This is a genomic window from Ferdinandcohnia sp. SAFN-114 (assembly GCF_059415045.1).
This window is the reverse complement of the sequence record NZ_JBPFDQ010000068.1, coordinates 1-22,495: the sequence shown is the minus strand read 5'-3', so window position 1 is coordinate 22,495 and position 22,495 is coordinate 1. Positions and strand designations below refer to the sequence as shown.

The 22,495-nt window shown below is 34.2% G+C and carries 25 protein-coding genes; 4 read left to right on the top strand and 21 right to left on the bottom strand.

From position 1 onward, the window contains the following. Positions 1 to 7: 7 nt before the first annotated feature. The 4 genes from ACR65M_RS19215 to ACR65M_RS19200 form a co-directional block, all read right to left on the bottom strand. Complete coding sequence (locus ACR65M_RS19215; RefSeq protein ID WP_121447994.1) at positions 8 to 238, bottom strand: hypothetical protein; 231 nt, start codon at positions 236 to 238, stop codon at positions 8 to 10. A 206-nt stretch (positions 239 to 444) separates the two neighbouring features. Then, entirely contained in the window at positions 445 to 867 is a 423-nt protein-coding gene (fosM, locus tag ACR65M_RS19210) for a FosM family fosfomycin resistance protein (protein WP_121447995.1), read from the bottom strand. A 414-nt stretch (positions 868 to 1,281) separates the two neighbouring features. Beyond that, complete coding sequence (locus ACR65M_RS19205; RefSeq protein ID WP_341331307.1) at positions 1,282 to 1,800, bottom strand: hypothetical protein; 519 nt, start codon at positions 1,798 to 1,800, stop codon at positions 1,282 to 1,284. A 13-nt stretch (positions 1,801 to 1,813) separates the two neighbouring features. Further along, complete coding sequence (locus ACR65M_RS19200; protein ID WP_341331306.1) at positions 1,814 to 2,266, bottom strand: LytTR family DNA-binding domain-containing protein; 453 nt, start codon at positions 2,264 to 2,266, stop codon at positions 1,814 to 1,816. Between the two features lie 351 nt (positions 2,267 to 2,617). On the opposite strand from ACR65M_RS19200, the gene ACR65M_RS19195 reads away from it, so the two are divergent. After that, positions 2,618 to 3,196, top strand: coding sequence for a CBO0543 family protein (locus tag ACR65M_RS19195; RefSeq protein WP_341331305.1), 579 nt, complete (start codon positions 2,618 to 2,620; stop codon positions 3,194 to 3,196). Positions 3,197 to 3,391: 195 nt separating this feature from the next. Here the strand turns inward: ACR65M_RS19195 and ACR65M_RS19190 are convergent, their stop codons facing one another. From ACR65M_RS19190 to ACR65M_RS19175, 4 genes are all read right to left on the bottom strand, one after another. Further along, positions 3,392 to 4,222 (bottom strand): sugar nucleotide-binding protein, encoded by an 831-nt coding sequence (locus ACR65M_RS19190; RefSeq protein ID WP_341331304.1) that lies wholly within the window; start codon positions 4,220 to 4,222, stop codon positions 3,392 to 3,394. 99 nt (positions 4,223 to 4,321) lie between these two features. Then, entirely contained in the window at positions 4,322 to 5,122 is an 801-nt protein-coding gene (locus ACR65M_RS19185; protein ID WP_440274121.1) for an aminoglycoside adenylyltransferase domain-containing protein, read from the bottom strand. A gap of 194 nt (positions 5,123 to 5,316) precedes the next feature. Next, positions 5,317 to 5,670 (bottom strand): YjgN family protein, encoded by a 354-nt coding sequence (locus tag ACR65M_RS19180; RefSeq protein ID WP_440274120.1) that lies wholly within the window; start codon positions 5,668 to 5,670, stop codon positions 5,317 to 5,319. Between the two features lie 139 nt (positions 5,671 to 5,809). Then, the gene (locus ACR65M_RS19175; protein ID WP_440274119.1) at positions 5,810 to 6,040 is read right to left on the bottom strand and encodes a hypothetical protein; all 231 of its coding nucleotides are present in this window, start codon (positions 6,038 to 6,040) and stop codon (positions 5,810 to 5,812) included. A gap of 836 nt (positions 6,041 to 6,876) precedes the next feature. On the opposite strand from ACR65M_RS19175, the gene sigJ reads away from it, so the two are divergent. Further along, positions 6,877 to 7,740 carry an RNA polymerase sigma factor SigJ gene (gene sigJ / locus ACR65M_RS19170; RefSeq protein WP_440274118.1) on the top strand — a complete coding sequence of 288 codons (864 nt, stop codon included), beginning with the start codon at positions 6,877 to 6,879 and terminating at the stop codon, positions 7,738 to 7,740. A gap of 207 nt (positions 7,741 to 7,947) precedes the next feature. Here the strand turns inward: sigJ and ACR65M_RS19165 are convergent, their stop codons facing one another. The 13 genes from ACR65M_RS19165 to ACR65M_RS19105 form a co-directional block, all read right to left on the bottom strand. Beyond that, positions 7,948 to 8,424 (bottom strand): carboxymuconolactone decarboxylase family protein, encoded by a 477-nt coding sequence (locus tag ACR65M_RS19165; protein ID WP_440274117.1) that lies wholly within the window; start codon positions 8,422 to 8,424, stop codon positions 7,948 to 7,950. A gap of 471 nt (positions 8,425 to 8,895) precedes the next feature. Continuing rightward, entirely contained in the window at positions 8,896 to 9,978 is a 1,083-nt protein-coding gene (locus ACR65M_RS19160; protein WP_440274116.1) for a GerAB/ArcD/ProY family transporter, read from the bottom strand. Between the two features lie 43 nt (positions 9,979 to 10,021). After that, positions 10,022 to 11,167, bottom strand: a complete 1,146-nt coding sequence (locus tag ACR65M_RS19155; RefSeq protein ID WP_440274115.1) for a Ger(x)C family spore germination protein — start codon at positions 11,165 to 11,167, stop codon at positions 10,022 to 10,024. Between the two features lie 7 nt (positions 11,168 to 11,174). Beyond that, on the bottom strand, positions 11,175 to 12,677 hold the full coding sequence (locus tag ACR65M_RS19150; protein ID WP_121448008.1) for a spore germination protein: 1,503 nt from the start codon (positions 12,675 to 12,677) through the stop codon (positions 11,175 to 11,177). A gap of 804 nt (positions 12,678 to 13,481) precedes the next feature. Further along, positions 13,482 to 14,207: a class I SAM-dependent methyltransferase gene (locus ACR65M_RS19145; RefSeq protein WP_121448009.1), complete on the bottom strand. Its 726-nt coding sequence runs from the start codon at positions 14,205 to 14,207 to the stop codon at positions 13,482 to 13,484. A 136-nt stretch (positions 14,208 to 14,343) separates the two neighbouring features. Continuing rightward, positions 14,344 to 14,553: a hypothetical protein gene (locus ACR65M_RS19140; RefSeq protein ID WP_121448010.1), complete on the bottom strand. Its 210-nt coding sequence runs from the start codon at positions 14,551 to 14,553 to the stop codon at positions 14,344 to 14,346. 211 nt (positions 14,554 to 14,764) lie between these two features. Next, the gene (locus ACR65M_RS19135; RefSeq protein ID WP_121448011.1) at positions 14,765 to 15,172 is read right to left on the bottom strand and encodes a VOC family protein; all 408 of its coding nucleotides are present in this window, start codon (positions 15,170 to 15,172) and stop codon (positions 14,765 to 14,767) included. A 334-nt stretch (positions 15,173 to 15,506) separates the two neighbouring features. Further along, positions 15,507 to 16,619, bottom strand: coding sequence for a glycosyl hydrolase family 18 protein (locus ACR65M_RS19130; protein WP_440274114.1), 1,113 nt, complete (start codon positions 16,617 to 16,619; stop codon positions 15,507 to 15,509). Positions 16,620 to 17,095: 476 nt separating this feature from the next. Then, a complete protein-coding gene (locus ACR65M_RS19125) occupies positions 17,096 to 17,707 on the bottom strand; it encodes a hypothetical protein (protein ID WP_440274113.1) in 612 nt (203 codons plus the stop codon). A gap of 183 nt (positions 17,708 to 17,890) precedes the next feature. Further along, entirely contained in the window at positions 17,891 to 18,883 is a 993-nt protein-coding gene (locus ACR65M_RS19120; protein WP_440274112.1) for an LCP family protein, read from the bottom strand. Next, positions 18,876 to 19,400 carry a sigma-70 family RNA polymerase sigma factor gene (locus ACR65M_RS19115; RefSeq protein WP_440274111.1) on the bottom strand — a complete coding sequence of 175 codons (525 nt, stop codon included), beginning with the start codon at positions 19,398 to 19,400 and terminating at the stop codon, positions 18,876 to 18,878. Before ACR65M_RS19115 ends, ACR65M_RS19120 begins: the two co-directional genes overlap by 8 nt. Positions 19,401 to 19,813: 413 nt before the next feature. Further along, on the bottom strand, positions 19,814 to 20,143 hold the full coding sequence (csaA, locus tag ACR65M_RS19110) for a chaperone CsaA (RefSeq protein WP_440274110.1): 330 nt from the start codon (positions 20,141 to 20,143) through the stop codon (positions 19,814 to 19,816). A gap of 226 nt (positions 20,144 to 20,369) precedes the next feature. Then, positions 20,370 to 21,176 (bottom strand): aldo/keto reductase, encoded by an 807-nt coding sequence (locus tag ACR65M_RS19105; RefSeq protein ID WP_440274109.1) that lies wholly within the window; start codon positions 21,174 to 21,176, stop codon positions 20,370 to 20,372. Between the two features lie 277 nt (positions 21,177 to 21,453). Here ACR65M_RS19105 and ACR65M_RS19100 point away from each other — a divergent pair, with 277 nt between their 5' ends. Continuing rightward, entirely contained in the window at positions 21,454 to 21,849 is a 396-nt protein-coding gene (locus ACR65M_RS19100; RefSeq protein ID WP_440274108.1) for a hypothetical protein, read from the top strand. Continuing rightward, the gene (locus ACR65M_RS19095) at positions 21,849 to 22,055 is read left to right on the top strand and encodes a helix-turn-helix transcriptional regulator (protein ID WP_341331293.1); all 207 of its coding nucleotides are present in this window, start codon (positions 21,849 to 21,851) and stop codon (positions 22,053 to 22,055) included. Before ACR65M_RS19100 ends, ACR65M_RS19095 begins: the two co-directional genes overlap by 1 nt. Positions 22,056 to 22,495: the final 440 nt, after the last annotated feature.

Sequence of the window (22,495 nt, the reverse complement as noted above, 5' to 3'; positions counted from 1 at the left end):
TACTTTTTCACGATAGGTTATCATCAACAAACCGCAACATTTTTTTTGATACAGAAATAACAGCTTCCTGATTAAAAATCATACAAGCTGTACCTCCGTCATATTTCTCATGTTCAAACTCGCCAAGTACTGTAACATAACCCTTTTTAAAAAAATAAATGAGTTCTCCGTCGTGTTCTTCAACAGCACTTAAATCGTTAAATAAATATGCCTTAAGTGGTCTGTCATAAAATTGCATTGCACTCCCCCCTGGTACTTACGTATTATAACTTTATATGAGACACCACAATCCAAATTATTAGTACAATGTGCATTTCATTTTATATTCCCCTCCTATATTATACTTTTCTACTAACTGCCTCGATACTAGAATAACCTAAAAACCTGGCAAAGAAGCTGCCATTCTTAAACTCTTGCACCCGTATATTGAATAAGAAATCCTTTCTAATCGAAAAATTCCATATGTGTTTTTTCCTGTTTGTAGTATTTCAATCTATCTTGTAGTGTACCTGTATGAAATTCAAATTTATGACCATCTGGGTCCGTAAAATAAATGGACTTCTTATCTCTTTCATCTCTTAGACGACCTGATAAAATGTTTACATTCAATCTCTTTAGTTTCTCGTTCATTTCATCAAACTTTTCTTCTTCAATTGAAAATGCTATATGTGTATAGGATTGGTTTATTTCATTACGAGGTATATTTTTCTCTACATTAAGTGCAAACCACATTCCATCTAAATCAAAGTATGCAGTGTTTCTCCCTTTTACTATCAACTTAGCATCAAAAACATTTTTATAAAACTCAATAGAATCTTCTAAATCAGAAACTGAAAATAAAAAATGATTAAGTCCTTTTATCGACATTTTATCACCTCAATAAAATATACCCTTACTCCACAATGACAGAAATCCTTTTTCAAGTAAATGCACCGTTAGTTCAATAACTTCAACAAAAATAAGCGATAATCCTTCTTGAATCATCGCACCCTTTAATTGAAAAGATTATTACTTTTTTTGGTTTCAATGTATTTTTACGTAAATAATCCAACATTAAACACCGAAAAAATCATAATGAAGAAAAATAATACCCAAACGGACAGAAACTTCTCATCACCAGTAAACTCAATATTAGTCATGACTGAAAGTATTAATTAATTGATCTTCATCTAAATCACTATTTATATTGCACAAATAGCTTGTTAAGATTTTCAATTTCAAAATGAAGGAATGCCCAAAAATTTATTCATTCCTAAATTCTCATTGCCAAGGTTACTTTTGTCAGCCTAATAGCTGAATTTTAAAGATATTTGTAATGCCTGTGCGGTCGGTGAATAGAGTGATCGAAATCAAATTACCTTCTGACAAATCAGAAAGCTGGATAAGAGTATCCTGCCGATATATGCTCACTTCTCCCCATACATCATATTGAAACTCACCTCGAAAATTCTCATCATTGAGGGAAATACCTTCAACTACTAAAGAGTTCTCGCCAATTTCTTTTACTTCTGCATAGAATGTCTGAATATCAGAATGTGACATTACCCATGCGTCTTCTTCATTATCTTTATACGCATTAGCATATCCTGCAAAATAGCTAATAAATAGGCCAATGAGTAAAACTATTATGGTCATTACAATAGCGACTCTATATGGAGGAACCATTGATATTATCTTGCCCTCGGTTGCTCCTAAAGCCCTATTGATATGTCGTTGATAGACTTGAAAATATACAATAACGGTAGCAACAAAAATAATTAATATTACAAACAGTGCGAGAAAATAAATAGGAAAAACCATGTAATTGCCTCCTCTATATTCCGAAATACTCTTTGAAGATGTAGTAATAACTTCTTGTTACATCAACACGTTTACCATTAATCATTTTAAGGATAAACTTTGACGAAAGAGTAGGTGTAATTCGTTTAACCTTATTCCTTGCAATTACAACAGAGTTACTTATACGCAAAAATTTTGTTGGGTCAAGCAAACTGACAATTCGGTATAATCGATCGGTAGCTAGATACTGTGCGTCTTGCGTTTGAACCTCAATTGCATGACCGAACGATTCGATACATACAATGTCCTCTACCGATAATATAATCCGCGCATTTGTTCCTTTTTCTCTCACGGTCAAATTATCAATGTAGCAGTTGGTTTCACTTAATACGAAGTCGGCAGTATCATCTATTTTAATTCCTCGTTCTTCGAGTGCAGATTTGATTTCATCATAACGGTCATTACTAATGTCAAGTTTGATTTTCAATTTGCAACCTCCTTCCGTACATTGCGATACATAGCCATATTTCAAAAATACCATAACAATAGGATTTTCGTATTTCAATATAAGAGGAACACTTTACAGATATATCCACATAGATTACACAAAATGGTTGATATTAATAAAAAAATGGAACTCTCTAATAATTGGAAGTTCCATTTCGTATTATAGTCTTCTTAAACTAAACTGCCTGGTTAGTTTAATAATTTAAAAAGAAAATGCCTAAATCCTACCTGGATCAATGCACACTTTAGCACAATAAGAAATCATTTTATGTAATAATCTGACTCAACCAATGGAAATATATTATTACTTGTTTATGGAGGTGTTTTGGAATTGGCATATGAGAAGGGGATCGCCCAATCAGAAAAAGCTTATAATCAGTTGACTGAGATTAGTTCTTTATTTGCAAAAACAGTAACAGAAGAATTTCTCTTAACATGGGAATGGTGGTTTGGTATCGCACTATTTATTGTTCCATGGATTGTTTGGTTTAGGTTCAGGAAGAAAGATAGCACGGGACGTCTCCTTTTAGGCGGCATACTAACTATTTTATTATCACTTACAGTAGATCTTGCTGCCTTATCTTTAGGACTCTGGTCATACCCTATGATAATCATACCACTTGCACCATTTCTCTTTTTACCCTATCACTTTTCTTTAGCACCCGTTGCAGTAATGTTAGCTCTACAAATTAAACCAAAAATGAATCCCTTGTTAAAGGGGATCTTATTCTCTGCAATTGCCGCATTTGGAGGTATGAATTTCTTTAATGCCATCGATTTTTACAACCCTAAGAATTGGTCCACTTTGTATGATTTTATTATTTTTTTAACTTTTTACTATGCAGCTTATTCGGTTACAAAGATTGAGAGCTATGCTAAATTAGATAAGGATAAATCTAAAAATGTATAATGATTTAAGGAATAAATACAACTTCATATAAATGGTTCCATTATAATGAAGCAAACTTTGTTTCTATTTTATATTTCTTTTAAGAATTCAAACAGGAAAGCTAATTCAACTAAACTGGGCCGTTAATTCAATAAAGTAGTCAACAAAAAAGGTGGGTAATCCTTCTGGGATTAACGCACCCGTTTGTTGTTTACTTCAAACGTTCATTTCCCCTAGTAAGTAAGAAATAATATCTTTATTCTTGCACTGCAGAGAGTCGGGCATATCTTCACGAATTGATTTCAGTGCAAAATAAAGTGTGTCCTCATTACCTTGAAAAAAGCTATATCGCAAAATATTCTTTTCACTTGCAAGTTTACTTATGATTTGTTCAAAGAATTGTCCCTGAGATATCATATCTTCTGAAGCTAAGTGAAAAATGCCTTCTAGCTTATTTTCAATAATGAACCGCAATTGTCTTGCTAACAGAACATCCAAAAGATTGTTGCATACTAAATTACTATACACATCAATCATTTTATTTTGTTTTATGCTATCTATGATTAAGTTCCATCTTGGAGAATCCTTACCCCATATCGCTGGGATTCGGATAATTATCACTCGCTCATTTAAAATCTCTTGTAGCATATTTTCACATTCTATTTTAAATTTCCCATAATCAGATTCGGAAATCGGGATATCTCTTTCAGTATGTGGTTTTGACCAGTCCCCATCAAAAACATTTGTGGTAGAAAAAAAATACAAACGACTACTGCTATTCCTTAACTCCATAGCCAATTCTTTATGAAACTGGAGCTGGTGATTAAAATTTCCTCTTAGGCACGAAATTACTACGTCAGGTTTAATTGAACGTATAATTTGCCTCATCTTGTCGACATGTTGCACTTCCAATTGGAATTGCATATCGTCTGAAAGGCTCGTCAATGAAGAAGAGTATGTTCCATATACTTCAAAGTCCTCTTTAAATTCATCAATTAAAGCTCTTCCTACAAGACCGCTTGCACCAAGAATAAGTACCTTTTCCATTGTAATTCCCCCTTTAGCTAATCTTTTTTTATTAATTAGTCGGTAGTTAGATAAATCCGACAAAAAACTGCCTTAATCCATCTTGGATCAACGCACACATTAGTTCAATAACTCTTGCACTCTATCTGAAATATAATTCCTTAAAAATATAAGTTCTTCTTTATTAAAGAGGTCGGTAGTGTTCTCCCCTACATAACTTTCAATTATCTTTCTAACTGTGCTTCCTAATTCCTTTGGTAAATATGTTAATCCCCAATTTCCAGCCTCTATTTTTGAAGAAATAACTTCCTCTTTTAGATACCAATAAACTCTGATGAGGTTTAATGAACAATAAATTGGATCTTTTTCGATATTCTTCAAACACTCCCGATAATCACCTATTATGGATGATCTATAATCAGTTTTTGGGACAACAGGAAATACCTTGCTAATGGGCCCTCCCTCTAAACATATACACCTTTGATTAGTAATGGTTATGTGGGCTGCTAAATCCGTATCTGTGTTACAATTGTCTTCGTTTATATATTTATATGTATTGTGCATCAGTTCATCTTCATACTGTTTTCTCCAAAACTCACTATAATGAAAATCATAGAGGCAGGGGTGCTGCCAATCCATCAATTGTTCTTTATTTAGGAAACTTATTTCGACTGGATAAGGAGAATTAGAATAATTTAGAAAGAAGTATGCTAGATTTCTTTTTTGCTCTACTATCATTTGTTTGTTAGTTACAACCAAAACATCTATGTCGCTACATTTTGGATTAAAGCCTCCCATAGCTAAAGAACCGTGTAAATAAAAACCTACGAAGTTGTCATTTACGACTTCCTTAATTCCTTCTTTAAAATTATAGATAAAATTCTTAATATCAGAAGGACACGTTTTCCAATCATACCCCATTTTTTAACTCCTCACTTTGTATTCCACTAAATGCTTCGTTAGTACAATAACTTCAACAAAAAGTGCCTTAATCCTTCTTAGATCAAGGCACCCATTTGTTGAATCCCAAGCTGAATTACTAGTTTGTTGAACTAAAAATGGTGATTAATTAATATAGAAAAAGCCCTCTCTTATAGAAGGGGGCTGTTTTGTCATTAATTTTCAAATACAGTATGTTTCGTTTTCCATTTTTCCATAGCAATAAATAACCAAAAACTATATATTCCTAAAGTAATAATCGTTAATATCCACCATTTAATCCAATTCCCAAATAATCCTATTGCTGAACCAGTGAATTTTAACCTTCTTCCATTGATGACAGTATGCCTAGTTTTCCATCCCAAGATCATTGTAATTGCCCAAGGATAGCAAATTCCAAAGGTGCAGACTGTAACTAAGAATCCTAAAATTGACCAACCAATGTACTGAAGCAATCCTCCATCAAAATATGAATTGCGCTCTGTTTGTGCTACATTATTCTGATGAACGTTTACAGTTCCTTCACTCACTAAATCCCCCCCTATCCAACTAGTCCATTAGTATTATATCACTTACGAGAGGAAATTATAGGAAATTTCCAAATCAGAGGAAGATATAGGAAATTTTATGACAAAAAAACCCGCTTTTAAGTATATCTGAAACTCACAGTTATCCAAAGTGATTATGAAACCACCAAATAATCAGTATCATACTCACTATTCCCCAAGCGGTGGTACTCATTATCCACCAAATGATGGATTTTGCTTTTTTTGAACTCTCCTCGTCTTCCATATTTGCTGTTATAAAAGCGAGCTTACTTTCCATACCTTTTTTCATTGAAGTGAGAACAACAAATCCGATGATTATGAAACCAATAGTTATCCAGAGTAATATGTCCACCTTTTATACCTCCTTTTTTGGGCATTACATTCCTTTCAATCTTCTTTATACAAATATCCTGCCTCGAAAGTTTAATAAGACAATCACGTATTATTCAAGAATAAAAATTCCAGCCACAATTGCTATCCATAATTTGTCGGAAACTTTATTTTCAAAGACATCGACTTTGTATTTCTTTAAATTATTATATTTTTTAAAAATGATGATACCGAATTTCCTTCTACAACAACAATTCGTTCAGGATTATATACTTCAAAAGACTTATTCGCAATTTTAAATTGAAATAACACTTTTCTACAATACTGCCATGTTAGTTTAAATACTTCAACAAAAAGGTGCGTAATCCTTCTTGGATCAACGCACCCGTTAAGTTAAATTTCTTACTTTCATTCCAACAATCAATCCAAGAATTATACACAACCTAGGGGAGCCAAACAGGTCCAACTAAAACTCCAAACAATAGAAAGTCGGTGAATTGTGACGAGCTATGCAGAAAACCAAAGAGTATTAAAGAATAGCTTTCTTAAGTTCCTCCATCATCCTTATAGGCATCCCCCATCGCATAAAAATATAAACTTGGAAAAAACATTTCCCAGGCTAATTAGCTTGTGCAATCGCATGTTACTTACAAACATTACGATGATAGTATCAAAACAGGTTGGGTCTTACAAAAATATTTAACTTGAATTCTTTGTGGAGTAATACACATATTAGAAAATGGTAAATACGCATTATTGAGCAACACTGACATTGTCACAAAATTTTGTTTAGCTCGTTATATTTTTGTAGCCCTTACTATAAATAAGCACATACAATAAGAGAACGGATGTGAAAAGATGCAAGAAATGTACAATCAATATAAGGGATTGCTATTTAAACTCGCTTATCAATTGACTGGTTCAGTTCACGATTCTGAGGATGTTGTGCAAGACGTTTTTTTAAAGTTATATGACGTACCATCAGAGAAGTTGACTCAACCTAAAGCCTATCTTTGTAAAATGGTAACAAATCGTTGTCGAGATTTACTAAAATCGGCGAGAATTAAGCGAGAACAATATTATGGAGAATGGCTGCCAGAACCTTTGTATAGTTCTAATGATGATCCAATGGAGCCAGTCTTGCGTGACGATTTATTATCTTATGCCATGATTGTGCTTCTAGAAAGGCTATCACCAACAGAGCGTGTGGTATTTGTCCTTCGTGAGGCACTCGGCTTTAACTATAATGAAATTGCGGAACTCATTGAAAAAAGCGAGGTAAACTGTCGTAAAATTTTTAGTCGTGCGAGTTCAAAAATGGGTATTACCTCTGAGGAACTCGTGCATACAGAAAATATTTCTAAAGAATTAGTTTATGATTTTGTTATAGCACTCAAACAGGGGAACATGAATCAAATTCTTTCTAAGCTTGATCCAAATGTTGTACTAGTCTCAGATGGTGGAGGTAAAGTAAAGGCCGCGATCGAGCCAATTGTAACAAGAGATCTCGTTGCTGGATTTCTGCTTGGCCCTGTACGTCAAGCTTCAATTTCTGAGGGAACTCCACATATTGAAATAAGACAGATTAACAACCAACCAGCATTTATTCTTGCTTCAAGTGAAGGTATTCATACGGTAGGTATATTTCATGTAGAGGGAAATTTGATTCGCAACTTATATATTGTCCGAAACCCCGACAAGTTAAAGCATTTAGAAATTTAATAAATTTTATGTTTAATACAAAGACCTGTAAGATGAAACTAAAAAAGTGTACATCTTACAGGTCTTTATTGTTCATACCAATATATTAGCTTGGACACTTCTTAATCATATAAGCTTTGTCCAAAATTGGTAGCTATGATGTCAACAAATTCTAATTAATAAATTTCATATATATAAACGTATGGCAAGGGACCACGCATATTGAGTTCATAGGCCCGCTTTAGTCAATCCAAATGCTTTGTCTGCAGAACCTGGTATTGTTTTGAAGGCGACATTAATGCGATTCCAAGCATTGATAGCCATTATTGAGAATGTGAGGTCTGATATTTCTTTTTCTGACAACTGCTCACTAACACGTTCAAAAATGTCATCAGGAACTCCTCCCTCAGGTAGTTTAGTCAAAATCTCGGTCCATGTAAGACAAGCCCGTTCGCGTGGACTAAATAGATTCGATTCACGCCAAATTGGTATATGAAAAAGGCGAAGTTCACTCTCACCATGAATCTTGGCCTGTTTAATATGCATATCTAGGCAAAAACCACAGCCATTTATTTGTGAAGCTCTGATGTGAACGAGATGAAGGATATTCTCCTCAATTGAACTTTCCATCTCTGCATTACTAAGTTCCATCATCTTGTGAAAAAATTCAGGTGATTGTTGCATGTAATTTATACGTTGTGTCATAACGATTTTACCTCTTTCCTTTTTTGATTAAAATGCTAGACTATATAACTTATTTGCATAACGAATATTCTATTGGGTCTTTCAATCTTTGTCTCTACCTCTATTCTCGACTCCACCTCCCCTTTTAAACCCACTCAACTATATAACGACACCATGCTTCATTTCGTGACAATCTCTTATTAACTTAAACTCATAGCATACTACTCTAATAGTTATATTTACTGTTCTAATACCACCATGTAAATATAACGATGTTTCATATCGAATCGCACCATACAAGTTAGGCTTAAGAAAAATAGAAATTTGGTCAATCAAAACTCTGCTGTCACTAGTTTTGCTCAAATAATCTATCACAGTCTAGAGATAGGACTTTATATGAACTGGTTGTAAATGCAATGCCAAAAAAAAAAAATGGTGCATGTCACCGCACTGCGTTTAGATTCTTTTGCAGAGAAGGTGAATGCACCAAAATCAAGTCTTGCTTTTTTGTTTAATTACAGTAGTAATCCATAAGAAAAGTGGGATTAATATGCCACATACAGGAAATGCAACATTTGTCCAAAATTGATCAAATGATACGATTGTTGCCTCGCCTGGTATCAAAATGGCTATTATATAAATCGCGGGTGCCCCGTAAAAAACATTTCTTCGCCAATTTTTCATTTGGAACCAATTTGCAATTTCATAGCTTGCAATAAAAAAATATAATGATAATTGTGCTACCACACCGAAAACCATAACAAACATAATGAATACATCAATGTTTTGAATGAAATCTAAAATATCAGTATTCCTCACGAAAACAAAGTAAGAAAACCGTATTTTTGCTGATAAATTCGGCCCCAAAATCAAAAGCACCATTAGTGTAGCAGTTAAAACCATGAAAATGGTAATGACTACTCCCAATAAGGATTTCGAAAATGCTTTTCGAGGCTTCTGAACAAATGAAAGGATGACCAATAGGATGAAAGGACCCGGAAACCAAAAAGCAGGTCCAAGTGAACCTTTCAAAATATTAACCCATCCTGAATCAGAATAAATAGGTAATAAATGATGCCACTCTATGTCTTGTATATTTAAAATGAAGCTAATCATTAATGTAAAAATAATAAGTGGGCCAACTATTTCGCAAAATCGACCGATTCCCGTAATACCTGCTGAATAGGTCAGATAAGTCATCAGGATAGTTAGTAATAATATGATTATCCAAACAGGCGTTCTGTCTAGAAGAATTAGATGAATAAAGTCTGCAAATGAACGCAGTAAGACAGCAGGTAGTATAAACCATGCAACGAGAATTGGGAGAACAACTAATCCCCCTATGCCTTTGCCTAGCAGTTTTTGGCTAATTTGAATCAAAGTTTGATTTGGATGCAGAGTGCTAAGATGAACAAACAGAAATGCTAAGATCAGACCAATTAAACCCCCAGCTATCATCGAAAGCCATGCATCTTGTTTAGCAATCTGGATTGTTGGCGTAATTTTTAGCGATATCATTGCAACAATTTCAGTAGTTGCCAAAATCCAAACAATTTGGGTTCCTGTCAACTTCATAAGTCCTTGCCACTCCTTTTTGAAATTAAATGGGCAACCATTTTTAAGGATAAATAGACCAATTAGCTTGCCCTGGATTATTGCATGTAAGGTCTACATTGACAGAAACATGAAGTTGGGAAAAATGTTCACTCCAATTATGCTTTATGGTTTTCCACTGTTTAGGGTATTGTTGATGAACACTTTCTCCAAACCCATAGATGTCCATTTTGTATTTCTTCTGCACCATTTTAATTTGCTTTTCTATCGCTTTCTGAGTTATTTTCTCAAGTTCATCTTCTATAAGTTTAAGGTCAACCCCTTTGGATGGGTCTAAGTTCGTACTGTTTTCGATAATTGTTCCTTTTCCACTAAGACGAAGGTCAATATGTATTTCTTCATCGACCTCTTTCACAGTAATATGTCGTTTGAATGAACCTAAGGTTATACTTATTGTTCCATCCCCTTGGTTTATGAATGAAGTTAGGGTATGACTTGATAGTCTGTCCTTTACCCAATTTGCATAGAATGTTTCCTTTTTATTTAAGAAACCCACCAATTTTACGTTATCCTCTTTATTAAAAATGGCAGATCCGTCGAAATTATAGTGATTTTGAGGATTTAAACTAACCACCGGCATTAGTGGCTGTGTTCCATCACTTAATACATCTATCACAAATTCACGGGCTAGATAAGGCTTTATCCCTATGGCTGTTTGTTCATCAGAAAGGGATGTTGTTATAAATTGGTCAAAAAACGGTTCAATAGAGAAAATCTCCTCTGGTTTAGCATCTTTCACCAAGTATATTAAAGATCGTAAATCTGAATGTGCATTTCGTAGGAACGGATCGATTGTTTCACCTATTCCCTGATCAGCCAGTCGTTGACCAACAAGAAAAATATCACGATGACCAGGAAACACATGTCGTGAGAGCTTTGACTGTATGTTAGTTATTGCGTCTGAAACGTTTTTTCCAGTAGCACTTACTACTTGGTAACCCTTTTTTTTATCTCCACTACTAAATTGCCCACCACCAATGCCTGCAGGTGTCACTATGAGTACGGTCGCTTCTAGCTTTCCATCTTCGGTTAAATCCAAACCATTCCCTGTAAAAAATGCAAGTTGATTTGGTTCCTTTAGGTTCCAGCAGCCAGTTGTACTAAATAATATTAAGAGTAACACAATAATGCATCTACCTATTCTCTTCATGAGTAATTCACCCCTTATTAACTCGCTCTCGAGGCCATCGCAACAGTACGTCTTTAAGTCCATGTTTATTACGCGGAGACACTGGAGTTAGATAAGGAGTCCCAAATGATTTAAGATTAATTAGGTGAATTAGAACCGCAATAATTCCAACTGCGATCCCAAATAGACCGAAGACTCCTGCAAGTATCATTATTGGATATCTTAACATTCGCATAGGGAACCCGAAGCTGTAACGCGGAATGATAAATGATGCGATTCCTGCAGCTGAAACGATAATGACAACAGGTGCGGAAATAATCCCTGCGCTAACTGCCGCCTCTCCAATTACCAAAGCGCCAACGATGCTTACAAGTGGACCAATTTGTTTGGGTAACCGGATTCCTGCCTCCTGTAACCCTTCAAACATGAACTCCATCAAAAAGACTTCAATTAATGTCGGGAAGGGGGAACGCTCTCGTAAAACTGCAATATTGAGCATCAAATCTGGTGGAACCATTTCCTGATGATAATTGGTTAAGGCTATATATATAGAAGGAAAAATTATCGAAAAGATAGTAAATATATAGCGAACCCAACGAATCATCGTTACAAACAAAAACCGTTCACTATAATCGTCGGTTGCTTGTAATCCATTCCAAAATGTCATCGGAACAATTAGTGAATATGGGGAGCCGTTGGTCAATATCACCACTTTGCCTTCAAGTAATCCGGAAGAAGTAACATCAGGACGCTCACTATTCAGAATTTGTGGAAAAGGTGAGAAATGATTATCTTCTATGGATTCTTCAACATATCCCGATTCTAGAATTTCATCGATTTGTATTTGCTTTAATCTTTTACGAACTTCATTCAGAACAGATATTGAAACAATTCCCTCTATATACATTACAGCTATATCAGTCTTAGTCATTTTACCAATCTTTAATGACTCAACCTTTAGCTTCGGCGATACAATTATCCTTCGCAGTAACATGGTATTTGTCCTCAAGTTCTCTGTGAAACTCTCTTTTGAGCCCCTTAAGGATGCTTCAGTAGAAGGTTCCTCTATACTTCTGGTTTCAAACTTTTTGACATCTGCTAGTAATGCATTGCCTTCTCCATCTACAAATATGGCAAGGTTCCCCTTTAAAATGTACTCCGTTATTTCCTCAACATCAGAAAGCTTTTTTGTTTGTAAAACTGAAAAACGCTCCTGTTCCAGCACTTGTTCAAGACTTTCAATCCCGCCTAACCCCTGAGGTAAGCCATCATATAGCAAAGGTTCCAAAACGTTTGTAGTAATGATCTCCGTATCAACCATACCGTCAACATATATAAATAGTAGTATAACTTGACTATGAATTTTCACTTCACGAAACATGATGTCCGAACAATTATTAAAAATATTTTTAAATAAGTGTTCATTCTCTATTATATTTTTGCTTATAGGTTGGCTATTTTTTGGGGCTGTATGTTTATTATTGGATTGTGAGGTTTTCTTACTTAATTTTTGTTTACCATGTATGTCCATTATTGTACTCCTCTTTATTGGGTAGTCGTATATATGAAATAAGCGTTGTATACCAATGTTTGTTACGTTCACACCTTGTTTTTTACAGTAGCTTATTTTAGGAAATATTGTCTTTCAACCTTTCACTTTGACTCTAGGTGTAAGATTGTTTTCACCATGATATGGTTGATCATCCCTTATAATCTTATAATTACCAAGTATTATTTTATTATTAGTGGAGGATAAGCTCAGCAGTAGAAGAAGTATTATTAGAGCTAATACCAATCGATGAAGAAAGGAAAATTGAAACGAGTGTATGGTGGATCTTAGCACTACGTTCACTTACAAGTGATAAGGCTCTGTTCAATTTTAATGTTGATAAATACTCAAAAATAAGGAAGTCCTCAATGGGGACTTCCTTATTTCTTATTGAACTATCTATTCTTTTTGTTTAATTATTACTTTCCTTCGTTTTCTTATGTTCACGATTTTTATTTTCGTTGTATAGCGAAACTGCTGCTAATATTAGAACCTATAATATATATTTGGTTACTCCAGTTATATAGTAGTCAATAAATACAAATACCAGAATTAAACCAATCACACTTAATAAAATGATCATTTGAAACCCCCTGGTAAATATCAAACACATATATGAAGACTTTCGTCTAATAGATGGCTTAGTACAACAAGAAAGAAATTCCCTTATGCCAGCTTTGATCCTCAACTATTGCACCCTTACTTGAAAATTAACTACTAATTTACTTGAATTTATTGATTATATTTCTTACCAAAACAAAGGTCAAAAAAATGTTTAAGGTTTTTTTATTGGCGACTTGTAATAAAAACATACTCACGTCCTGGACGGTCAGGAGCTTCTCTAACCTCTTCCACAGATAATCCTACTTCTCTAAGAGTTTGAGAAATTTCCTTAAAACTTCTAAATCGCAAAGTGGAAATTGAAGTAATAATGGCACCATCGTTCTCGAAAATATAAGTCCATTGAAAAGACACCAAGGAGTCTCGCACATCTATAACATCTACCCATCCCTCTACAACACCGCATTTAGGTACATCAACCCTTTGGTATGTGTTCTCCTTGTTCCATTCTAACCAAGCCTGTGACTCAGGTTTCCGTGTTTCAAACACGAATCTTCCACCCGGAAGTAATACCTCTCGAATTACCAGCAGTGTCGCCTTCAACTCTTCATCGGTTAAATAAACCTGAGCAACGTTAGCAGTCATGGTTACAAGGTCAACCTTTAATTCCGGAAGGTCAAGAGCATTACCGTGAATCCATTTAACACGGTCAGACCAACGTTTTGTTTTTGCCACCATTAGTGACGCTTCGGCTGGCTCTAGTCCAATAACCTCTATGCCTTTGGCGGCTAAACGACAAGCAAAAGTTCCTGTTCCACAACCAATGTCAAGTACAGAACTGGCTCCAAACTCATTTATCATAGACTCGTAAGCATCTAAATCAGAACGGTCAGGATCAAATGGGTCATAAATATAAGCAAGTCTTGGGTTTTCAAATATTTCATCAGCCATCAAACTTCCCCCTAATTAATCAAATATTCGATAATATATCTCTTTTCCTCTACTTCAAGTAACCTTCCCCCAATAATTGAAAAAGAGTTGGTTCTGAGCTGCTAATGCTACCTGTTACTTGATAAAAAAGTTTAATTTATTGATTTGGCTTTATTGTCCTTTTAATAATAAATAATTCCCTAATAAATGCACCTAAAGATAATGAACTTCCAATAACCACAAATAGCGATACACTTCTAACAAAGTTAAATGGGGAAAAAATAACTTGTATACTTCCCGATATAAGCAAAACTCCAAACAATATAAAGCCCATTATAAGTTGCTTTTTTACTTTATTCCCTTCCATCTCGTATCTCCCCCATTATTAAACAAACCTGCATCTATACTTCAATAAAAAGGGGGTGATCTCCTTCTTTAAGAAACGCACCCGTTACTTTAAATACATTATTTCACCTATTTCTATTCATATATAAATCAAAAAAAGATACCTGGTAAGGTATCTTTCCTTAAAATATAAAACCTAAAAAACTAACTCTTTACCAAAAGTTTACCCCAGATCAAAATGCACTTTCATCCATATAAACGACTTCCCATAAATGACCGTCTAAGTCCTGAAAACCCCATCCATACATAAATCCATGATCTTGAGGCTCGCTATTGGTTTTGCCTCCTGCTGAAAGCGCCTTATTTACCAACTCGTCCACTTGCTCTCGACTTTCAGCCGATAAGCAAAAAATCGCTTCGGAGAAAGTAGTGGTATCCACAATTTCTTTTTTACTAAACTCTCTGAAACGTTCCTCAGTCATGATTAACGCGAAGATATTGTCATTGATGACTATACTGGATGTGTTCTCATCGCTGAATTGTGGATTTAACTCAAAGCCGATCTCCGTCAAAAAGTTGGTAGAATTTTTCACATCTTTTACTGGTAAATTGATAAAAATATTCTTGGATCTAAATCCCATTTTATTCACCTCCTCTTGAAATTAACATAGAACGAAAAATAATCCAATTATTATTTTTATTATTTTAAATATTTTAAAAGTATTACCTATTTGTATTAAAATATTCATTCCTCAACTTCTGTCCCATTACCCTCCATGTATGTGTTAGGGTTTAATATTGTTCAATGTAAATTGTAAACCCTACTTCAAGTAGCTTGCCCGTTAGCTAAATAAGAAAAGCTGCCAAGAATAATCGGCAGCTTAATCTTTGGTTCTTGTCCTCGTTAGGTCGAATTCGATTCCACCTGAAACATTCCTTGTTTTAGTACGCATATTCAGGAATGGGATAACCACTCTATTCCTTTTTTACTTTTATTTTCTCGGGTATGGTTGTCCAGTACATTGGGTCTTCTAAGCCTAGTCGCCAAATCCCGATTCCCCGTAAATTATATTTTTCAACAAGGTTTAGCTTAAACCTTAGGCTATCGCTATTCTCAAACCATACCTGGTGGTTGTGTTGTTCTTTATCTACGTAACTGAAATAAGGTGTTTGTGAACGAGAGTCCCATAGAATTTTTGCTTTATATTTTTCTTTCAGATCCATAATCTGTACATAGGAGCTATACACGGCTTTGTTTGCTGTTGTATCCCAATCCCATCCATAACCTGCAATCCCCAGTAAAATTTTTGATGGTGGTACTCCCTGTTTCAAAGCATAACGAATTGTTGCTTCGGTCCAATCGACTGATGCTGTTGAACCGGGGTTTGTTCTTGGGTTGTGTTCATCGTATGTCATAATCATTAACGAATCAGAATATAGACCGAGTTTTTCATAATCAAACCACGGTGACCAGGGATTAGCACGGGAATCACCTGTGTTTGCTGGGACTGAAACAGTAACTTCTTTTCCATCACGATGCAGAGCATCAGACAGCTTTTTAATCAGCAGACTAAAGGAATCTCTGTCAGTCAAATTCAAATTTTCCATATCGATATTAATGCCATCATATTTAAACTGATCCATTTCATCTCGTAGGTTCTGAATAAAAACATTCTGGTTTTTATCGTTATTAAGTACATTACTCGCTACCTGTTTGCCCTTCTCCAAAGTTTCATAGAAGAGATTATGTACAACCATATATACCTTCAGGTTTTTATCATGAGCACTCTCAATAACCTTTCTTTTATGATCTGATGTAACGGAATCTATAAGATTGCCTGGGCGTTTATCATCAAGCTTGTACCAAAAAGGTGCAATGATGCTCAAACTGTCGAATTGCTCGTTAACTGTAGGTTGAGACCCTGGATATGTTCCTTCCTGTTCAGTATAGAAACCTAATACTTCACGAGGAGTTTTCTCATTATTAAGTTCCTCTTTTCTTTGAAACTGATTGCACGATGAAATTAGGATTAAGGCCATGCTTAAAGAAATGATGGTGATTGACCGATAAATATTCTTCGTCGACATAATACACCTTCTTCTAATTTGTATATTACTTAAGTTGATAAGAAAAGTTGAATCTTATTCACGAATTGACTTTCCACGTTTAAGGATTTCAGGAAAAAGAACATCATTGTATAAAAAACGCTCACAGTTAAAAACCTGTGTTTTTGGTCAGCATTAGAAATAGTAATAGCCATATTTGCCCAATAGAGCAATAAAAAAACCGAATCATTGGTTTAGCCAATAATTCGGATTATCTTTTATGCAATTCAGTTATTTATACAATTTCTCGCCTTACAAATTTGTGATTCGTGTACTTCTGAACGAGGATTTGCTAAGAGATTCCTTTAGTTCCGAGTCGCCAAGGATACCCTTGCCTTTGGCTAATGGTTCGCATATCCCAACGCCCATAGAGGCTCTCACCGCCAAGTTAATTTAACATGCCACACACACAAAAGAAGTGTTAATCCTTCTGGATCAACGCACCCATTAGCAAAACTTTAGAATGACTTATAAGTACCATCTTGATAAACCTTGTAATAACCTAAGGTTCCCGTTTTGCCAGATACACGCGAAGATATTGAAACAAGCTGAATTGTATAGTATGTACCGTTATCATCCGATGCAAGTGTCTCATCTACTCCAAATGAAACATCGTCATCCTTCCCCTCAGGGAGTTGCTGTTTTAAATATTCGATAGCTTTTTCCCCACTTGAAATGACAATAGCTGGCTTTCCTTCGCTATTATCAGAATTCGTTGTGCTGTCAGACGACGAATCATTTGAATGAGAAGAACCTGTTTTTTTGGCTGTGTTGACTGGTTTTGACTGATTGTTGGTTGATGTATTCGTACCAGGTTCATTTAAATTCTGTGATGGTTTTCCTTCTTCTTTTTCATCGTCAGATTTACTACCATACAGTTCACTATTACCATTATTATGGGACTTATCTATGCTTTCAGTAGGCAAATCATTTTTATTTTCTGATATATTATCAGAGTCCGAACCCTTTTTGGTTAAAGCCGTATCATCTGATGATTTGCTACAAGCAGACATTCCTACTACTAAAACAAATAATAAAGTTGCCACGATAAGTATTTTACTTTTTTCCATTATTGGGACCCCAATCTCTTCTTTTGAATGATACACTTTAGTTATTCTTTACCATAACTAAAGATTTCCGTTTATATTTCTGTTTATTGGTATCAGTTCTTAATTTCACAAATCTTCCCCTAAATTTAATAAATGGAACATTGCTCATACCACCATCAGATATAGTGGTTATCATTTTTTTATTTAGTTAAATGTGGTTAACTCTTCTGAGACAGAATTCAAAAATTCTTTTTCAAACTTAATATAGTATTTCTCATCGATCATTGTATCTGTCATTCCATCTATTAATGATACTGATTGTATCGTGGAAAGTGCCATTTTACTCTCTAGCAATTGGTCAATTGGAAAATTCCCTTCGATTTGAGTCGTATATTGGCTTTGTGGTAATACGTTTCGTGTTTGATTCAACACAGCGTTAATGATGTTTAATTGGTTTTCCTCATCCAATCTTCTTCCCTCTGTAGCAGCCATCATCAATGCTACAACCTCTTCTCCATTCAGACGATTTGTCCCCTTTTTGAATTCAAATGACACTTTAGATATAGCTCTTACTTGAATATCTTCTTGCAGATTGTAATCTATACCATTCACCGAATCTATCATGCTTGAAAAGGTTTTTAAGTCCATCACAACATAATAATCAATAGGTAAATCAAATAGATTGGAAACTGTAGTTCTTACACTTTCTGCGCCTTCCGAACCGTAAGCATAAGCAAATGTCAATTTATCATGTATAGTCGTTCCATCACTCTTTTCTATCGGAACATACGTATCACGAGGGATAGATAGAACCTTCATCATCTTATTATCTTTACTATAGGTAAGTAAAAGATTAATAGGTATTCTATTATTCTCATCTTTCACCATAAAAAGAGTTGTCAAGTACTCGACTTCTTGAGACCCTACTCCACTTACATTACTTCCGCTGTTTTCGTTCCTAACGTTTTCATGAAAAATCGATGGAATAAACAAAATGATACACAGGCAGACCACTAATATAGAAGCTGTAATGATGGAGAATTGTTTTGGTATAGAACGAAGAGATATCTTCTGCATAAGATTACTTTTTTCCATTTTATTAATTCGTTCAAACACTTTATTACGGTCTTCTTTCGTAAAACTTAAATCATGATCAGACATATTATTAAATTGATCTCTTATTCGTTTATCATCCATAATATTCTGCCTCCTTAATCAGCGACTCTAATCTTTGTTTTGCTCTTCTTAACCGAGTTTTCACTGTATTAACTGGAATATCTAAAACGTTTGCAATTTCAACCGTTGTTAATGAATCATAGTAGTATAAATAAATCACTTCCCTATACACTTTCGGAAGAGAAAAGATGCTCTCTTTCATTTCTTGATTATTATATTTATCAAACACTGTCCTTTCCGTTGATGGTAACATTGATCTTGTTGTTTCATTTATAAAACTTCTTACTTGCACCATTTTGTAATTCCAACTTTTTAAATAATCTTTACATTCGTTAATTGTAATGCGATAGAGCCATGTTTTTACTTGTGCGTCATATCGAAACGAATCAAGATTTTTGTAGCATTTAATAAATGTATTTTGAACCATATCCTTTGCAATCTCTGTGTCTTTCACATAAGAAAATGCCAATCTAACCAACTCATTACCATATTCAATCATCATTTTTTCTAATATGTAATTTTTTTCTTCTTTATCCAATCTACTACCCTCCCATTTAAACCTATTTCCAATTCTGCAATTAGACGATTTCCAGAACATAATAGGTTCAATTTATTAAAATTTATTTATCCAATTTTTGCTGTCGTTAATTATGAATAAATTTGATTTGAAAAATGCCATAAAAAAAAGCATCCGGTAAAGATGCATACTTTGCAATTCTTCCATATCTTTGTCGCATAAATAAGTTTAGTAACCTATTATTTAATGTGAATGATAACCATACACAATGCTTTATTCCATTAAACCGCCCCGTTCGTTTAATAACTTCAACAAAAGTGCGTTATTCATTCTTGGATCAACGCACCCGTAAGCTGAAGTTGTTTTCGACATTTTTTGAAAGATAGCACCGTAACTTTTTTACTGAAAACAAGTAGGATGTTCCTTTAAAACTCCTATAATATTGGTGTTCCATTTTTAACAGATTCATCTGGCTTTAAAAGTACTACGTCACCTTCATCTGGTACACCGCCAATTACCAATACTTCCGATTTAAAACCTGCGATACGTCTTGGAGGGAAATTTACTACCGCAACCACCTGCCGACCAATAAGTTGTTCTGGTGTATATCTTTGTGTAATTTGTGCCGAAGAATGTTTAATACCAATCTCTCCAAAATCAATTTCTAATTTTATCGCAGGTTTTCGTGCTTCTGGAAAGGGTTCTGCGTTAATAACAGTACCGATCCGGATGTCTAATTTCAAAAAATCCTCTATTGTTGCCAACTAATTTAGCCTCCAATCATTTACATTTAGTACCATTTTACCAAATTGCATTAAAAAATTAAATCATCAAACAATTTGCCTCGATTGTTGACATCAGTTAAACCTCTCTCTTTCACTAAACAGCCCGTTAGTTCAACAAAAAAATGCTACTATTGCTATCACATTGTTTGAAAAAATCAAAATCCTAGCGATATTATTCATATCACTAGGATGAAGAACTACCTAATTATAAGTTTTCAATCGTTTCTATATCTCTTTCAGATAATACGAGATCAAAAAGATCTAAATTAGATGCTTGATTTTCACGATTGTGAGATTTAGGAATAACAATCACACCGCGTTGAATTTGGTATTTTAATAAGACTTGTGCACCAGACTTTTTATAGGCTTTACCGATTTCATCCAAAACTTCTTTTTGATGGGGTTCTACTTTCATAGGTCCCCATGCAACAGGTGTAATGCCCTCGCCTTTTAATACGGCAAGGAGATCTTTGTTAGGTTCTTTTAAGTTAACTTGGATTTGATTGACAGCTGGCTTCACTTTCGCAAACTCTTTCAATTCATCTAGATGATTTTTTCCAAAGTTTGAAACGCCGATTGCTTTTAATTTGCCAGCTTCATAATATTCCTCAAAGACTTCCCAAGTGTTTTTAAGTTGTACTTTGTCTTCGATAGGGAAGTGAATAAGAAGTAGGTCGAGATAGTCTGTTTGGAAGTTTTTTAGACTGTTATCGATTGCTGCTCGAGTAGCTTCCTTTGAAGAAATATATTCTTCGTTTCCTGGAACTTTTGTCGTAATGAATAACTCTTCTCGAGGCACTTTGCTTTCTGCTAAAACTCTTCCTACAAGTTCTTCGTTTCGATAAATGATGGCTGCGTCTATTGAACGGTACCCCAACTCAAGTGCTGATACTAATTCAGGAATTTCATTTGTTAACTCCCCGTTATAGTCGTTATTTTCTTTTCCATAAGTATTTGTACCTGTACCTATAATTGGCATTTTTAACCCATTATTAAGTGTTATGTATTCCATATTTTTAAGCACTCCCTCTGTATACGCTAATTACTTTACTAACATAGATCATTATAACAAATTATAGAATTTTCAAATAGCAATATGAGAAATCCTATTTAGATAAACTCACCATTTAGTTTAAGTACATAGTTTCACAAGATCCATTCATCTGCTTTTTAGTACTTTTTAGTATATCTTTATTTTTCACTAAACGAATAAGGTTGATTTATCTCAAATAATGTTATATATTTCTAATATAGTGTTATATATTTCTAACGTTGGGTGGTCATATATTTTGAACATTAAAATATTACTTTTATTAGTTACTTCTCTTGGTGTTGTATTCGGAATGTTATTTCAAATTGGTTCTTTCTTTCGAAATAATGACAGTTTATCAGCATCATTTTTATTAATTGGATTAGTAAGTTTTATTGGATTGATATCAATAATTTTAAAAAGACTTTTCTCCGAACTAAAACAAGGTATCTCATTTGAAGATGAGCGTTCAAAAAAAATTAAGTTACATTCAGCAGGAACAGCATACTTTTATTCCTTATATATATGGATTGCTTTACTTGCTTTTCAAAAATACTTCAACAAAGATGACATTTTATTATTAGGATTAATTGGGATGGTATTAACCCTATTTATATCTTGGTTCTTTACCAAGAATAAGAAAGGCTTAGAATAATGAAGACAAAGATTAAAGAATACAGAGCAAAGCATAATATGACTCAATTAGATCTTGCAAAAGCAGTTGGTGTAAGAAGAGAAACCATTAGCTTTTTAGAAAAAGGTGAGTATAATCCTTCTTTAAAATTAGCAATTAAAATCGCTCACCAGTTTCACATAACTGTAGAAGAATTATTTATTTTTGAAGAAAACGATTTTAAATAACTGCTCGTTTAAGGAAGGAGGTGATATAGATGTTCGTATATTTGTACCGCAAAATGAATAAAACTCAACAAAAAATAACTTTAGGAATAACAATTACTATGTTAATCACTGGTTCGCTAATTCTCTTCATTTGATACTGTCCAGTTTTTTGTAATAAATTGTAAATACGAAAAAAAAGTGACAGAAACTTCCTCTAAATACTTTATTAATGAAAAGAAAGTGCTTAGAATTGGAACTAAATTTGCGCACTTTCTTATTTTTTAGTTTCATCTCTATTCAACAATCCTGCCCCATTATTTGAATAGAAAAGCTGCCTGGATTGGCAGTCGATCCATAACTCAAATAATCCATTAGTTCAACTAAGTATAAATGTCAATGATAAAATGTACATTTTCGCTCGTTTAAGGATGTACAATTTTGCTTCCCAACTATTTTTATGA